Annotated in this window: 15 protein-coding genes and 1 pseudogene; 12 read left to right on the plus strand and 4 right to left on the minus strand. The window is 50.9% G+C overall.

What is annotated here, in order from left to right:
• Positions 1-138: 138 nt before the first annotated feature.
• The 5 genes from XI25_RS14845 to XI25_RS14865 are packed head-to-tail and all read left to right on the plus strand — an operon-like array spanning position 139 to position 6,099.
• Positions 139-1,131, plus strand: coding sequence for an ABC transporter ATP-binding protein (locus XI25_RS14845; protein WP_046679273.1), 993 nt, complete (start codon positions 139-141; stop codon positions 1,129-1,131).
• On the plus strand, positions 1,121-2,197 hold the full coding sequence (locus XI25_RS14850) for an ABC transporter substrate-binding protein (protein ID WP_082112374.1): 1,077 nt from the start codon (positions 1,121-1,123) through the stop codon (positions 2,195-2,197). Before XI25_RS14845 ends, XI25_RS14850 begins: the two co-directional genes overlap by 11 nt.
• A 17-nt stretch (positions 2,198-2,214) precedes the next feature.
• Complete coding sequence (locus tag XI25_RS14855; RefSeq protein ID WP_046679274.1) at positions 2,215-3,879, plus strand: ABC transporter permease; 1,665 nt, start codon at positions 2,215-2,217, stop codon at positions 3,877-3,879.
• A 4-nt stretch (positions 3,880-3,883) separates the two neighbouring features.
• Positions 3,884-5,188: an MBL fold metallo-hydrolase gene (locus tag XI25_RS14860; RefSeq protein WP_046679275.1), complete on the plus strand. Its 1,305-nt coding sequence runs from the start codon at positions 3,884-3,886 to the stop codon at positions 5,186-5,188.
• 35 nt (positions 5,189-5,223) lie between these two features.
• On the plus strand, positions 5,224-6,099 hold the full coding sequence (locus XI25_RS14865; protein ID WP_152669139.1) for a hypothetical protein: 876 nt from the start codon (positions 5,224-5,226) through the stop codon (positions 6,097-6,099).
• Positions 6,100-6,190: 91 nt separating this feature from the next.
• Here XI25_RS14865 and XI25_RS14870 read toward each other — a convergent pair whose 3' ends face one another.
• Both XI25_RS14870 and XI25_RS14875 read right to left on the minus strand, forming a co-directional pair.
• Positions 6,191-6,823 carry a sterol desaturase family protein gene (locus XI25_RS14870; RefSeq protein WP_046679276.1) on the minus strand — a complete coding sequence of 211 codons (633 nt, stop codon included), beginning with the start codon at positions 6,821-6,823 and terminating at the stop codon, positions 6,191-6,193.
• Positions 6,824-6,846: 23 nt separating this feature from the next.
• Positions 6,847-7,530, minus strand: coding sequence for a GntR family transcriptional regulator (locus XI25_RS14875; RefSeq protein ID WP_046679277.1), 684 nt, complete (start codon positions 7,528-7,530; stop codon positions 6,847-6,849).
• 616 nt (positions 7,531-8,146) lie between these two features.
• Between XI25_RS14875 and XI25_RS14880 the strand changes: the two genes are divergently transcribed.
• The 5 genes and pseudogenes from XI25_RS14880 (at position 8,147) to XI25_RS14900 (ending at position 12,219) form a co-directional block, all read left to right on the plus strand.
• Entirely contained in the window at positions 8,147-9,619 is a 1,473-nt protein-coding gene (locus XI25_RS14880) for a pyridoxal phosphate-dependent decarboxylase family protein (RefSeq protein WP_046679278.1), read from the plus strand.
• A 2-nt stretch (positions 9,620-9,621) separates the two neighbouring features.
• Entirely contained in the window at positions 9,622-10,368 is a 747-nt protein-coding gene (locus XI25_RS14885; protein WP_052759613.1) for a VanZ family protein, read from the plus strand.
• A 140-nt stretch (positions 10,369-10,508) separates the two neighbouring features.
• A complete protein-coding gene (locus XI25_RS14890; protein WP_046679279.1) occupies positions 10,509-10,946 on the plus strand; it encodes an Rrf2 family transcriptional regulator in 438 nt (145 codons plus the stop codon).
• Positions 10,947-11,054: 108 nt separating this feature from the next.
• Positions 11,055-11,704: pseudogene (locus XI25_RS14895) on the plus strand (DsbA family oxidoreductase).
• A 173-nt stretch (positions 11,705-11,877) separates the two neighbouring features.
• A complete protein-coding gene (locus tag XI25_RS14900; protein WP_046679280.1) occupies positions 11,878-12,219 on the plus strand; it encodes a zinc ribbon domain-containing protein YjdM in 342 nt (113 codons plus the stop codon).
• Positions 12,220-12,329: 110 nt separating this feature from the next.
• Here XI25_RS14900 and XI25_RS14905 read toward each other — a convergent pair whose 3' ends face one another.
• Together XI25_RS14905 and XI25_RS14910 are read right to left on the minus strand one after the other, a co-directional pair.
• Positions 12,330-12,995, minus strand: coding sequence for a GNAT family N-acetyltransferase (locus tag XI25_RS14905; RefSeq protein WP_046679281.1), 666 nt, complete (start codon positions 12,993-12,995; stop codon positions 12,330-12,332).
• The gene (locus tag XI25_RS14910; RefSeq protein ID WP_046679282.1) at positions 12,992-13,558 is read right to left on the minus strand and encodes a hypothetical protein; all 567 of its coding nucleotides are present in this window, start codon (positions 13,556-13,558) and stop codon (positions 12,992-12,994) included. The genes XI25_RS14905 and XI25_RS14910 overlap by 4 nt, the downstream gene beginning before the upstream one ends.
• 185 nt (positions 13,559-13,743) lie before the next feature.
• On the opposite strand from XI25_RS14910, the gene XI25_RS14915 reads away from it, so the two are divergent.
• Positions 13,744-14,346: a TetR/AcrR family transcriptional regulator gene (locus XI25_RS14915; RefSeq protein ID WP_046679283.1), complete on the plus strand. Its 603-nt coding sequence runs from the start codon at positions 13,744-13,746 to the stop codon at positions 14,344-14,346.
• A 138-nt stretch (positions 14,347-14,484) separates the two neighbouring features.
• The gene (locus XI25_RS14920; RefSeq protein ID WP_235439891.1) at positions 14,485-15,906 is read left to right on the plus strand and encodes an alpha/beta hydrolase family protein; all 1,422 of its coding nucleotides are present in this window, start codon (positions 14,485-14,487) and stop codon (positions 15,904-15,906) included.
• Positions 15,907-15,956: the final 50 nt, after the last annotated feature.

Here is a 15,956-nt window from a genome sequence, read left to right on the forward strand (position 1 = left end):
CATCCTCATTATAGATAAAATCTATGACATCTAATAGATGATAATAAAATATATTACACAAGCCTTACAATAGCCTAATCGTACGTTGATATATATGGACTATTCTAGGAACAGGTAGATCGATAGAAAGGGAAAGCCATGAATATAACACTTAAGCAACTGTCCAAATCGTTCGCCGGAACCACGGCGCTGCACCCGCTTGATCTGCATATCCGTTCGGGAGAGTTTACGACGCTTCTCGGCCCGTCGGGCTGCGGCAAGACGACATTGCTGCGGCTGATCGCAGGCTTGGAAACGCCGGATCAAGGAGAAATTCTGCTGGGTGAAGAGTGCGTCTACTCTTCAAAGCGGCGGACCTTCAAGCCCGTTCATAAGCGGGGGCTCGGCATGGTGTTTCAGGATTTTGCTTTATGGCCTCATATGACGGTATTTGAGAATGTGGCTTTCGGGCTTCGGGCCATGAAAGCAACGGGGGAGCTGCGGGAGCGCGTGCTGGAGGCGATTCGTGCGGTACGGCTTCAAGGCCTGGAAGACCGTTATCCGGGTCAGCTGTCCGGCGGACAGCAGCAGCGCGTCGCCTTTGCCCGGGCCATCGCGATCCGCCCCCGCGTCATTCTGTTCGACGAGCCGCTCAGCGCGCTTGATGCCATGCTGCGGGACGAAATGCGCGAAGAACTGACCAGCCTCGTCCGCTCCATCGGGCTGACAGCCGTCTACGTCACGCATGATCAGACGGAAGCAATGGCCATGTCGGATCAGATTGTCGTGATGCAGCAGGGTCGCGTGATGCAAAAAGGGGCGCCTGAGGATATCTATCATCGTCCGGCGGTTCCTTATGTCGCCCGATTCGTGGGCAAGTCGAATTGGCTTCAGTCCGATCGCGCCATGGTTCGTCCCGAACATGTCCAATGGGCTGGGGCTCCGGACAGTCTGACTTGGAATGCGGTCATCCGCGGCGTCAGTTATGTCGGGGAGCGGTATGAACTGCAACTGGAGCTTGAAGATGGCTCGGTGTGGACGGCTTATCATTCGGCACGGATAAGGATTGGGGAGCGCGTGGCCGTCTACGGTTCCCCGAAGTTTGTGCATTCTTTCCACAATGACAAGGAGGAAGAAAACGATGAAATTTAAGAACATGAACGTTCGCTTAGCGGGTTTTGCCGCGGCCTGGATGCTGGTAATGGGGCTGTTGACCGCTTGCGGAGGCGGAACCCAAGGCGGTGCCCAAGCTGAAGGAAATCCGGCGGAGCCGGTTAAGGAGCAGGCGGAATCGAAAGAAGCGAAGGCGAGCGGCAAGGTTGTCGTTTATACGGCGGGTCCCGCAGGGCTTGCGGATAACATCCTCGCGGGTTTCGAAGCGAAAACCGGCCTCAAGGTGGAGCAGTTCCAGGGAACGACCGGCAAGGTGCTGGCCCGGTTGGAAGCGGAGAAAGGCAATCCGGTTGCCGATGTCGTCGTGCTGGCTTCCTGGCCGTCCGGCATGTCGATGAAGAACGACGGTTGGACGCAAAGCTATCCTGACGCCGAGAATGCCGATAAGCTCCAGGAGTCCTGGGTCGACAAGGACCGTCACATGTTCGGTTACAGCGCATCCGCGCTCGGCATTACCTATAACACCGATTTAGTGAAAACGCCGCCGAAGGATTGGGCGGATTTCAGCAAACCGGAGTGGAAGGGTACGGTGAATATCCCCGACCCGTCATTATCCGGATCCGCGCTTGATTTCATTTCCGGTTACCTGAACGAGCAGGGCGAGGGAGGCTGGACGCTGTTTGAAGCGCTGAAGGCCAACGACATCGCTATGGCGGGGGCAAACCAAGAGGCGCTTGATCCCGTGGTGACCGGAGCCAAGAGCGCGGTCATGGCCGGCGTGGATTATATGGCCTATAGCGCGAAAGCGAAGGGCGAGCCGGTGGACATCGTGTACCCGGAGAGCGGTACCGTGATCAATCCGCGTCCGGCGATGATTTTGAAGGATTCGCCGAATGTGGTGAATGCCCGGCTCTTTATAGACTACTTGCTGTCTGACGAAGCACAAGGTCTTGTAGCGGACGCGTATCTGCTCCCGGGCCGTACCGACATCCCGGCGAAGGATCGGGCTCAAGTAGCGGACATTAAGCTGCTGAAGTACGACTGGAGCTGGATGATGGAGCAGGGAGAAGACATTACCAACAAGTTTTTAGGCATCTTTAAATAACGGACGTGATCACTCGAATGCAACGATTCGCAAACCGCTTGTACCATCAGAAGGGAGTGGCCTTGGCAGTTGTTCTTCTCTTGGCGACCATCGTCCTCCCTCTTCTCCTGGTTTTGCTCAACAGTTTTTTTCCTGACGATCATTTCGACATATGGGCGCCGCTGAACGTGATCTTTGACACCGACTTGCGCGGTGTGTTGTTTAATTCGCTTTGGCTGGGTTTTTGGGTGGTGGCGGGTGCCACGGCACTTGCCTTTCCCATGGCCTTCCTGTCGGCAAAGACAAGTTTCGGACAGAAAAAATGGCTCGACATTATCCTCATCATCCCGTTCATGACGCCGCCGTATATCGGTTCGATGGGCTGGATTTTGTTCATGGAAAAGCGCGGGTTTCTGGAGCAGATGGTTCCGGGCGCGCAGGCGGTGACGCCTTATTTCTTCAGCTTGTTCGGGATGGTCGCTATCATGAGCCTGCACCTGTTTCCGTTTCTTTATCTGATTCTGCGCAATGCATTGATACGGATCGGCGCGGGGTACGAGGAAGCCGGGGCGGTCCATGGAGCGCCGTTTCTCTACCGTCTGCGCCGGATTGTTCTTCCGCTGCTGCTCGGCAGCTATGCGATGGGGGCGCTGCTCGTCTTCGTGAAGACGATCGCGGAATTCGGAACGCCGGCCACCTTCGGACGGAAGATAGGATACTACGTGCTGACGACTGAAATTCATCGGTATACCTCAAGTTGGCCCATCGATTTCGGCAAGGCAATGGCGCTTTCGTCCGTGTTGCTGACGACTTGCCTAGTGTTCTGGTACATGCAGAGCGTACTGACGCGAAGATTCCGGTATCAGACCTTGGGGGGAAAAGGAAGTCGTATGGCGCCACTACCTTGGTCCAGGTGGCGGATCGCTCTGGCGTGGGGATACGTCGCCGTGCTGCTCGGCCTCTCCATCGGGGTCCCCTATTTCTCCATTATCGTGGCATCCCTGCAGAAGCTGAGAGGCGCAGGTTTGTCGTGGGGCAATTTCACACTGGCGCATTACCAAACGCTGCTCGGCTTTGGCTCGGCGGGCTTGGAAGCGCTGCTGAACAGTCTCGGGCTCGCACTCGTGTCCGCGACGATCGCGGTATTGTTGGGGACGTTTCTGGCGCTGAAAATCGGAAACGCGGCTACAAGGCCTCAGCGTCTCGTCGATCTGTTCAGCCTGCTTCCCAATACGGTTCCGGGCATCGTCACGGTCGTCGGACTGATCCTGCTCTGGAATGCGCCGTGGATGCCGATACCGCTGTACAACACGTACGGCATGGTGGTCTTGACTTATGTCGTTTTCTTTCTTCCTTACAGCGTGCAGTACATCAAATCGAGCCTCAGCCAGATCGACCGATCGCTGCTGCAGGCGGGGCGGGTATTTGGGGCAGGATCCTGGTACGGCTTTCGAAGGATTTTGCTGCCGCTGCTTGTGCCGGGCATTTTGGCGGGATGGATGATGACCTTCACGATATCCATTCGCGAATTGGTCGCGTCGCTCATGATCCTGCCGCCATCGATGCAGGTATCGGCCACATATATATTTTCCCAGTTTGAGCAAGGGGACGTATCGCTGGGCATGGCGATGGCGGTCGTGTCCGTCGGTCTGACGACAATTGTCCTGGCCATCATGAATTATATCAACGCAGACAGGAAGTGATGGGATGTTAACAGCCGCTGTATGGGGTGGCGCAGGCGAGCATGGCCGTTCCTGTTACCGCATCGGGTGCGGCGGCGTGTCGGTATTATTGGATTGCGGCGTAAAGAAGACCGGCAGCGGGGAGTACCCGCTCTTCGAACCGTCCAAGATTTCAAGCTTATCCGCCGTGTTTTTATCCCATGCACACGAAGACCACTCCATGGCCATCCCCCTGCTGTACCGAATGGGGTACGAGGGTGAAGTATGGACGACCCGGGCTACATGGAATCAGCTTCCGGCGTACGATGAAGCCTGGGAAAGGCAGGTGCGGAGCAAAGGCGGCGCCTTGCCGTACGATACTGCTGACAGGAAGCGGGTACGTTATCGCTTCCTGGAGGATGCGGCAAGGGCCGGCACCTGGTTTGAAGCGGCACCCGGCATCCGCGTCTGCTGGGGACCGAGCGGCCATCTGGTTGGATCGGTGTGGCTATTGCTTGAAATCGGTGGAAAGCGGGTGTTTTACTCGGGAGACTATTGCGATGAATCCAGTCTGCTCCGGGCTAATTTACCGGGCGGAGCCGATCTGGAAGGCATTGCGCTCGCGATCGTGGATGCGGCCTACGGATCCAGACCTGAGGTGCAAGAGCAAGAGCTTCAGCGATTGCTCGGCACGATCTCGAAAGTGTCGGCGCGGGGAGGACATGTGCTGCTGCCTGTCCCTGTATACGGCCGCGGGCAAGAGCTGCTGCCGATCATTGCGGCATCCCTTCCCGGGATTCCGATCATTTGCGAAGAGAAGCTGCGGTATGGCTTTCATGAACTTGCAGCCTTCCAGGATTGGTTAAAGCCTGGCGCACTGGAACGAATACAGCAAGCCATCCAAAGCGTGGCCGCTTTCGTTTCGGGTGCCGAAGGCGCTCAGGCCGCGCTCGCCGGCCCGCCTTCGATCATCTTCGCGTCCGACGGTTTGCTCCAAACGGCGATTGCCCGGCAATGCTACCGGGCTTTGTCTGAGGACCCGCGCCATGCGATACTGTTCACCGGGCACCTCTACGAGGGCAGCTTCGGCGTCGAGGTTTGGCGAAAGCATAATGCCATGGACGGAACGGGCGCTGCAATGACGCTTGGATGCGAGGTCCAGCGGTTTCGTTACAAGGTACATCAAGGATTGCCGGACGTAAAGCGTATGCTGGAGCGGATTCGCCCGTTTCAGACCCTGCTGGTTCACGCGGATAAAAGGGAGACGGATATGCTTGCGGCACGCTTGGCTGAGGAGGGCTTCACCGGGCTGCATTCCCTCGTTCCGGGGGAACGGCTGCTCGTTATATAGGGGAAGCGAAAATCATGTAAGGGAGAGGATAACGAATGATTGGAAAACGGTTTACCCGAAAGTGGCTGGCCCTGATGCTCGTCATGGTTCTTCCCGCCACGATGCTTGCGCCTGCATCCATGCAAGGCGCCGCTTTAGAGCCGATGACGCCGGATTATGAGCTTAAGGTGTTTTTGGATCCAGCGGTGGTGCTTGACGGGGACAAAAAGCTTAAATCCGATGTCATGTCCTATTTCAACATGTCGACCTCCCCGGAGAAAATGGCCGTTCAATTCATGGATACGGAGAATCTGGAACTGAATCAGGCGGGTTGGTCGGTACGCATCCGCAAGAAAGAAGACTACAGTGACGAAAAGTTTGAGCTTGTATACAAGAAGCGTTATCCGATCGTGAACGGAGACATCGACGGAGCGCTGATGCTGGCCGCTTCGGAAGGATTTGAGGCCGACGATACGAACTATGAAGCGCAGGTGGATTGGGGCTATCAGAAACAGACGCTGAGCATCAGCCGGAAGAAGACCATCAAGAAATCCGGGTACGATGGGATGGAACTGCCGACGCCCAAAGATTCAAGGAACTGGACGATCGCCGAAGCGCCGGGCAAATTCGATGATTGGCTTGGAAAAGGCTGGGGAACAACCCGGTTGGCGGAGGTACACAAGCCGAAAGGTCCGGTAGAGGCGAAACGGCATGTCGGCACCTGGAACGGAAGTGAGACTTATGTAGAGGTGTGGCAGCTGCTTAATAGCAATGGAACGGGATTTGACTACATTGTGGAGGCTTCGTTCAAGCTGGATTCCTATGACGAGGCTGCCGCGAAAAAAGCGGATTTTGAGGCCGATATGGCCGCTGCGGGATGGTTCCTGCCCGTGGATCAGTTGAAGACGCAGCTTATTTTGGAACGATACTAAAACGCTAGGGTGCAATCCCCTTGTCCTGCTCTCACGGACAAGGGGATTGACGTCATTCGCTGGTGTGCGGCGCCTCCATAGCTCAATAAGCTTAAAGTTCAAGCTCTTGTTTGCCGCGTTTTTCCAGATCCCGGGCGGTTTGGCTTTGTTCAACGTCCTTCTGGTCCTTGAACGTTCCCAGGGCCCAATCGTATACGGGGTTGGTGACGCCGTACCAGTAATTTTCATTTTTGAAATGATGCCATAAATGAACCCTTTTCATCCAGCGTCCCCATGGGGAAATCGGTTTGATGGGGCGATGGGCGATATAATGCTTCCACTCATAAAACAATAAAAATATCATGATCCCCGCCATGAAAGCATTCGTGATCGCGAGACTCGAAGTCAGGAGGTAGGCTATGGTCCCTGCGATGGCCATGTTCGGCAGCGAGTACCATAAAGGCAGAAATAATAAATGCAAATCATTGGGGCTTGAATGATGATCATAATGTAAGCGCTTAATTAAATTCAGGAAAAAGGGATTCTTCGGCGTTTTAATATGAAACAGAAACCGATGGGTAAGATACTCAACGATGGAATAGGCGACCATTCCGATGACGAATGCCATCCAGATACCGATAGACGTCAGGCGGGGGATCATGAATCCAAAACTTATCAAGAAGAGAACACTCATCACAAAAATGTCAGGGAAGAAGAAAAACTCTCTAACATATTTAGCTTTCATTCATAAACGCCTCCAACCTTTATTTATTCACGTCTGTTTTTCCACAGGGACAAGCTTTTTTCCATCGTTTTTTTGGCAATTTTCTCGGCTTCAACGGCGTCCCCCTGCAAGGCAACAGCTAAAAGCTCGTTGTAATACGCCATGGATAACCTTCGATGCTCTTCCTTGGAAAAATATCTTCGTGCCATCGGGATGTAAAAGGAGTTGAAGCTGTTCAGGATCAGCAGATACACCGGATTGGGAGAGAGGGAAGCCAAGTTTCGTTGCAACTCCCAGTCAAATGCCGCATAACCGTCCGCCTCGTCCGCAAGATGTTCCAAATGGGCGAGAAGGGCAACCGTTTTGGGCTGATGATGTTTAACGGCATCGCGAATATAAGACGGGGTTAGTGAGATCCTTAACTCCAATAAATACGTTATGAACTCATCCGTGACGGCTTCATGGTTGTGAACGATATTCACCAGCGTGGTCAGATTTCCTCTGCGCCAATAATCGTTAACTATCGCAGGATGGCCCTGCCGGCACGTCACCCAGCCATCCCGCTCCAATCGTTGCAGCGCCTCCCGAACGGTCGGACGTCCCACCTCAAATGCTTTTGCAAGGTCCCGTTCCGAGAGCAGGGTGCTCCCTACAGGATATTCGCCTGCCAGTATGGCGTTAACGATTTGTTTTTCAACCAAGTCGGACGATCGTTCTTTTCCTTTCACAATCCGCCCCCTCCCTTATCATGAAATAGCTTAAAAATAACACGGTAGGATAAGTTGATATCTGTGGTAATACCACCATCATACAACATCCCATTTTATGGATTCAATTGAAATTTCATGATGATCGCGTATTCCTGTATCCAAAAAAGACAATAGCGCAATTATGTTGATCTCTGAAGGCCAATTCGTTTTATTTTCACAAATGAATAGAGCGCGAATCATGGAATTTAGAGCCCAGTGACAGAGGATAAAAGCGAGTTTGAACTGAACATATCTATAATGAAAGATCACACTTTAATTCTAATTTTTTATAAAAAGGGGTCCCGCCAACATTTTAACGAAAATATACGCTAAGCCAATATTCGATAAAATAAAGCCGATAATCTCCACCCTAAGGGACTATCGGCTTATAGACGCTTGCTCACGTTTCAAATTTTATGGTGGATTATTCATTTCGGCTGCCGTCGCTGGCGTGCGCCGCCCAAACCGCCCGAGTGGAAAAGGATTGTTTCGAAATATTGCGGTTTCATTCGAAAATGCGTACACCCGAGTTCTGCGAGTGTATAATCTGAATCAGCAATGGAATTTCACAAGATGAAGGGGGGACACTTTCCACATGATGAAGCATAACTCAAATCTTAATCTTGATACGGATGAACGCATGGACATTGGAACCTATCTGTTGGAACAAATCAATGACTATATGACGCACATACGTGGGGTTCGTGTCTCACCTGAACTCAGCGTGGATGCGGTTGCAGAATACGCATGTAGATTATCTTTTGAGCATCCCGTCAGCGCGCGCGAGGCGATTTATCATATCCTGGAGGGATTAAGGCAATACCAGGTGCATACGCCACACCCGCGATATTTCGGCCTGTATAATCCGCGGCCCAACTTCATGGGAATTATGGCGGACACGATTACTGCAGCATTCAATCCGCAGCTTGCAGCCTGGAGCCATGCGCCTGTAGCGGTCGAAATAGAGAACTATGTATTGACAGAGATAGCTTCAAAATTCGGTTATTCAACAGAGGCAGCAGATGGAACATTTACAACGGGGGGAGCGGAAGCAAATCTGACGGCCGTACTGACCGCACTAGTTCATTGTTTTCCATCTTATTCCAAAGAGGGGCTGAGGTCGCTCCCCACGCATCCTGTCATGTATGCCTCTGCTGAGAGCCACCATTCCCTGGTAAAGGCAGCGCGTTCCTGCGGACTGGGTACAGATTCCCTTCGTATTATTACGACGGGCTCTGAAATGCATATAGATGTTCATGCGCTTCAACATCAAATTCAAGTGGATCGCGCTGCTGGATACACTCCTTTTCTCATCATTGCGACGGGTGGAACGACCGGCGCCGGAGCGATTGATCCCATTAACGAAATGGCAAATCTGGCTGAACGTGAGCAACTGTGGCTGCATGTGGATGCTGCGTACGGTGGAGCCTCCGTGTTTGCACCAGAACTGCGGGATCTACTTCGTGGTATTGACCGAGCTGACTCCATTACCTTCGACGCGCATAAGTGGATGTCTGTCCCGATGGGAGCGGGAATTTATATCACACGGCATAAGGACATCTTACATAAAACATTCAGCATCACGGCAGATTATATGCCGAAAGAAGGGGCTGATCTGGATGTTATTGATCCGTTCACCCATTCAATTCAATGGTCGCGAAGGTTTATCGGTTTGAAAGTATATTTATCGCTTGTGACGGCTGGTTGGGAAGGCTATCGCAGCATAGTGCAGCACCAAACAGAGATGGGCAATCGGTTGCGCCGGGAGCTTGCTTGCTCTAACTGGAAGGTTGTCAATGATACCGTATTGCCTGTCGTATGCTTTACGGATTCCAATATTCAATCAAAGATCCAATCGAATTTCGCATCATTTATATGTCAAGAGATCTTATGTTCAGGGCAGGCATGGATTTCAGTGTACGAAATAAACAAGGCTCCAGTGCTGCGGGCTTGTATCACGAACTACGATACAACAGAGGAAGATATTATGGTATTGATGCAGTTGCTGAATGGAGCAAGAGCAAAATATTTGGAAGAGACATCCGAACGGTCTGAGCTGAATCTATAGCCTTGCGGTACTTCTTCAAAAAGAAAGGAAAATGGCTGTATGCGGCCCTGATCGGATTCGGGGTTTCGCTGTTTTTTGAGTTGACGCAACGAACCGCCCTTTACGGGATATATGAATGCCCGTACCGCATTTTTGACGTGGATGATCTCATGACGAACACGCTGGGAACCGTGCTTGGATTTTTCTTCGCGCCTGTTTTCCTGATCCTGATCCCTTCCCGGGAAACGCTTGTGGAGCAGAAGCAAATGTACAGCAATCAAAAAAGTGCGGCTTATGGGGCGCAGCTTTTCGAGGTTGTACTAAATATCATTCTGGCAAGCATCGTGACCAATTTCGTGCTGGGGGTTACCAAGCAGTCAGGGGTTCTCGCCCAGGAAATCGGTTTTGCGGCTGTACTGTTTGTGCTGATGGTGGTCGTCCCTGCGTTATGGAATGGATATACGGTCGCTTCCAAGGTGCTTCATATCCGTTTGGTACCTGAAAAGGAAAACGGGAAGGGAAGTTTTACCCGGCGGTTTTTCAGTATCTACATGCCGTTCCTGGTGTCTGCCTTGGCCAAGGTTTTTTCGCTTTATAAAGGGGAGGATCTTCTGGTTCTGATGTTCGTGATCGGGATATCCTTCCTCGCGGGGCTCACATGGCTGTTTGTCATAGGTCATGTTGCCATCCGATGGATCAAAAAAGACGAAGTTCTTTACTTTAACCGGTATGGTCAAATCCGTGCAATAAGGGATATTGGAAATAAGTAAAGTACGTATAAAGGGCTTGGCGTAAGTCCCCCTGTCGGTTAGATCACGGGGGGATTTGCGGGTTTTGGCATTTTTGTATCCCGGCAGGTTGACTTTCGTTTTGGTTGTAACTATAATTATTACATCGGCAGGTGAGAACATTGAAAATAAGTAGCCGCTTTACCATTGCTGTTCATATTTTGTCTCTCATCAATAGCAATCCGGCAACGGTCTGCACCTCGGAGTTCATGGCGGGGAGCGTAAATACGAACCCGGTCGTGATTCGGCAAATATTATCTTATTTAAAGAAAGCCGGGCTGGTTCAGGTCCGCCGTGGAGCAGGCGGTGCTTCTCTTATGAAGGATTTGCGCGATATTACGCTCCTGGATGTGTATCGTTCCGTGAATGTCGTTGAAGAAGATAACTTGTTCCATATTCATGAGCAGCCCAATCCCGAATGCCCGATCGGCGCGAACATACAAAATGTATTGGAGCTTATTTTGGTTCAAGCCCAAGAAGCCATGGAAGGCGTTCTGGAAAGTGTCACCATGGAGCAATTGGTTACATTGCTATCGAACAGAATAAACGCGTCACAATGAGTAATGAATCTATGTGCAGCTCCCTATGCAGAGATGTACATATTTTTTTGTCCATGTTGTAACTAAGTAAATTACAACTAACTAAAATCAAATGGAAAGGTGAGAATCATGACCGTAAAAATCAAAGCTTTTTCGGACTTTATATGTCCATTTTGTTTTTTGGAAAAAGGCCCTTTGGATGAAATCGCGAAGGAACAAGACGTGGAAATCGAGTGGATGCCGTTCGAATTGCGTCCAAGCCCTTATCCCAAAATCGATCCATGGAAAGAGCCCGACAAGTTAAGCTCTTGGGATTCGTTTATCCTGCCCGTCGCCCAACAGTTGGGGATCGACATGCGTTTGCCGCGCGTATCTCCGCATCCGTATACGGAAATGGCCTTTGAAGGATATCAATTCGCGAAGGAACGCGGGAAAGGGAACGAGTTCCATCATCGCGTATTTACGGCGTTTTTCCAGGAGGAACAGAATATCGGGGAAGTTGATGTGCTGACCAAGCTGGCCGGCGAGGTTGGGCTCTCCGAGGATGACTTCAGGGAAGCCCTGGCATCGCGAACATACCGGGACGAGCATCAGGAGGCTCTTAAATCTGCTTATGAAGCGCAAATTACCGCCGTTCCGACCCTGATCATCGGCGATGTAGTGATTCAGGCTTAGCCGGAAAAGAAAGATTGGCGCAAGCGATCGAGAAGACATTGCAAAAAAACAATCGTGCAGATGCCCTTGACGGCATGCAGTGTACATTGGATGGATCTTGTTAAGCAAAGCGGACGGATCGCCGTGCTTATAAGACTTTCCTGCCGTTTGAAGACGTCGTGAGATTTTATTAAGGCGCCGATCATACCGACCAGGCCCCCAATGATTTGTTTATATGCTTAGGTTATGGCAGAATGGTAGACATATCAGCAAATCACAATGAATGGGGAAAATCACAATGTCCAATCTGCCGAATTGTCCAAAATGCAATTCAGAATACACATACGAAGACGGGAATCTTTTGATCTGTCCGGAATGTGCCCATGAGTGGAGTTTGGAACCGGAAACCGAAACGGGCGAGGACGCCAAAATCGTGAAAGACGCCAATGGGAATATCCTGAACGACGGCGATTCCGTAACCATCATCAAAGACCTGAAAGTCAAAGGAAGCTCGTCGGTGCTGAAGATCGGCACGAAAGTGAAAAATATCCGCCTGGTCGACGGCGATCATGATATTGATTGCAAGATCGACGGTTTCGGAGCGATGAAACTGAAGTCGGAATTCGTCAAAAAAATTTAGCCTTACTTAAAAAGCGCCCTTTCAAGGGCGCTTTTTTGGCGAATGAGCAAGGGGGATCCGCCGAGCCCCTTAAAGAAAGCAGTGCCATCGGGACAGCGCGTAACTTGCCGTTACAGGACGGAAGCGGAGTCACCGGGGCTTGCTTCATTTTTTTGATAGAACATGCAGTACACGGGGATATTGCCGATTTGCGTTTCCATGGTTAAAGAAAATCCGAATCTCCGATACAAGTTCACGTTTGCTTCGTTTTCCGTATCCAGCGCGATTCCGTGCGATCCGTTGTCCGCTTCTACGGTATCAAGTAGGTGCCTCAACAGGGCTTTGCCGATTCCCTTGCCTTGAGCTTTCGGCTCGACTCCAATCATTACGAGGTAGTGATGCGACCTTGAGGGAGCGAAGGAGCGGGTGACTCGCATATAGGAATTAAGAAGGCTCAACGTTTTTCGGGACAATTGAAAGAATAAAGGAATCAACCTCAGGATTAGCCCAAAACCCTTCACTTTATGAATCATGCTTGCCTGCGGTTTCTCTACAATGTAAACGCCAAGCAAGTTTTCCTTTTCAAAATATCCCCACACCTCTTCATTCAGCAGCAAGCTTTTATCAAACATAAAGGCAAGAAACGCGATCACGTGGTCTTGCGCTCTATCGTCGAGCTCCGAATCGCCGAATACATGCAAAAACAAGGGATCCCGGGCAAAGGCCCTGCTCATGAGCGCCACGAATAATGGTTTGTCCGCCTTTGTCAGCTTGGCGATGCTAACCGAAGGCCTCATCCTTCCCCGCCCGTGTTTGTGGCTTTTCCATAATGATCAACGGCGAAGCTAAGCAATACTTTGACCATAAACAAAGTACAAATGATCAGCATGTACGGCTGAATTTCAGGCAATAAGGGCATACAGCCAAGCCCAACGGACAGGAGCAAGCCTGCAGCAAAGAGTTGCGATTGTTTGCCGATCAGAGCGTTCACGACAAAAGCTCCCGTGATCGTATAAACCCATACCGCGATCGAATGCCGGATATCGGCTTGCAGCAACAACGCAACAATCACGACATGAACGTGTATCGCAATGAATACAAGGCGGTTGGTTTTTCGGGCGGCATAAAAATTGCTGGTCGAAGCCGTAAAATTAGCTATGCATCCGGAGAATATATCGAACATGAGCAACAAGGCCAGAGCGCTTCGCCATACCGGCAAGCCGGCCGTCATTTCAGGGAATGTGAAATACAACGCGGCGGTGAGCAGGCCTCCAAAAAGCAGGATCGCCAAAATGGACCCGACTCGCTGCGTTTCACCGAAAACATCATGCAAAAACGAAGGAATCCGTACTTGTTTCATATCAAGCCCCCCAATATAAATTAGTGATGCCGTTACATCCATGTTGATCCATGAAGTTTTGTAGTATATATACTGTTTCGCTCTAAAATGATTATAATTTCGAGAAAATTACATTGCAATAGTTTTGTATTCAGTTTATTGAAATACTCTAAAACTTGAGGTACACTTCAAGTGAGGTGAAGAAGATGAACGGATATGAACGACGGAAACAGAAAAAAATTGAGCAGATCTACAACGTCTCCGTACAGTTATTTTTCAAATACGGATTCCAGAAAGTCAGCGTGAACGAGGTCGCCCATCTGGCGAACGTTTCCCCTGCCACGATTTATAACTACTTTGGAACCAAGGAGCAGCTCTATGCCGATACGATTACCTATTGGATGGACAAGCAGTTGGGGGAGTACGAGGACATTCTTGATTCTGACCTTTCCTTTCCCGAGAAAACGAAGAACATCATGCTGCTGGAGGCCAAGAATTTAAAAAGCATCTCGGAGGAGTTTACGAAGGCTTTATCCTCGGAGCTGGGCGGATTGTCGCAAATGATGGAGGGTTATGCCGAAGAGAAGGTGAAGCCGTTTTTCATGAGGTTTGTCGCCCTTGGGAAGCAGGAGGGATATATTCAAAAAGATCAGACCGAAGAAGCGGTCATGCTGTATTTCAACATGTTCAAGAATGAGATTGGACGCTACTGGGATAGGGCGGGGGAAGAACGCATCCATAGGGATGTGGGTTCATTAATGGAGCTATTCTTCTATGGTTTAGTCGGGAAAGGGCAGGAGCAAAAATAAGACGAAATCCATGGATTTCGAATCAGCCGATGAAGGCCTTGACCTTGCAGTATACTTCAACGTTTATGCTTTATCCATAATCAAATTTTCGGTTCTTTCTGACAAAAGAGCCGGGGATGATATGGGAGGTCATGTTTAATGAGAGGGTTGGAGGTCATTGTCATCTTGGCCGTTCTGGCAGCCGCGGGGGGAATCCTTTTCGGAAAAAGAGACCGCCGGCTTGATGCAACGTTATTGCTGTCCTTAGCGCTGGCTGTGCTGCTGCATGGAGTGGTAGATCATTATCGCATACAGATGGTTCCGGCTTACGCTGTGGCCGTGGTGCTGATCATTATATTCATCCGCAGGGTGGTTAAGCCTCAAGGCCATTCTCGGTCCAGTTCCCTATGGAAAAAGATTCTGTTGTCCGTTATCGTGTTGGCCGTTAGCGGCGTTTCTGTCTATTTAAGTCTGCTGCTGCCCGTCTTTGACATGCCGGAGCCGACCGGCAGTTACGCGATTGGAACCATTTCCCGGCAGCTCACGGATGAATCCCGCGATGAAACCTTAAGCGCTGATCCGGCCGACAAGCGGGAGCTCATGGTCAATGTCTGGTATCCGGTCGATCAGGACAAAGCCGAAGGGAAGAAGAGGGAGCATTATCCCTCAGAGCTTGGCGATGCCATCAGTCTGGTGTTTGGCGTACCCAAACAGCTGTTCAGTCACGTAACCGCGATTCCTACGCATGTTGTCGCCGAGGCGGAAATGTCTGCGGCTGAAACCAATTATCCGGTAGTGCTGTTCTCGCCCGGGGTCCGATCAACCCGGTTTCAGAGTTTGACCGCCATCGAGGAATTGGTCAGCCACGGATATGTTGTCGTAGGGATCGACCATCCTTACACATCGGCAAAAGTTACATTCCCGGACGGCCGCTCTATTTTCTATGAACCGGCTCCTGAGTTTCCGACATCGGCGGAACTTTATGAGAGCAACATAAAAGGTGTAGGAATTCGCGCAGCGGATGCCCGGTTCGTGCTCGATACCCTTACGGAATGGAACGCGAAGGATCCGAACGGTCTGTTCCAGGGCAAGCTGGATCTGAATCGGATCGGCATATTCGGTCATTCCTACGGCGGGGCAACGACTGCGGAGGCCATGGCGCAGGACAAGCGGTTCAAAGCGGGCGTGAGCCTGGAAGGCGGATTCTGGGGAAGCGTGGCCCATACCGGCTTGCAGCAGCCGTTTATGTATATCATGTCGGGCGGCACCGCTAAGAGCTTTGATCCATCGGCAACGAAGAAAGACAAGGTATTCTATGAAGAATTTGCCCCCGATTTAAAATCGGTAATGACGAAAAGCACCAAGGATACGTACTATTTGACCGTTGACCATTTCTTTCACCAGAGCTTTACGGAAATCGCGCTGCTGTCTCCGTCGATTTTTGCCAAAGACATCGACCCGGTGCATAATATCGATATTACCCGTTCGTATGTAAGAGCCTTTTTCGATCAATATTTAAAAAGGCAGTCGTCAGCCGCTTCTGGATGGATCGTCACCCGACTATCCCGAAGTGAAGTTTGACGAAGCATATACGAAAAGAAGAATGACATCCCAATAAACGCGGAAACAGG

Source organism: Paenibacillus sp. DMB20 (genome assembly GCF_000987955.1).
Classification (GTDB): domain Bacteria; phylum Bacillota; class Bacilli; order Paenibacillales; family Paenibacillaceae; genus Paenibacillus_AQ.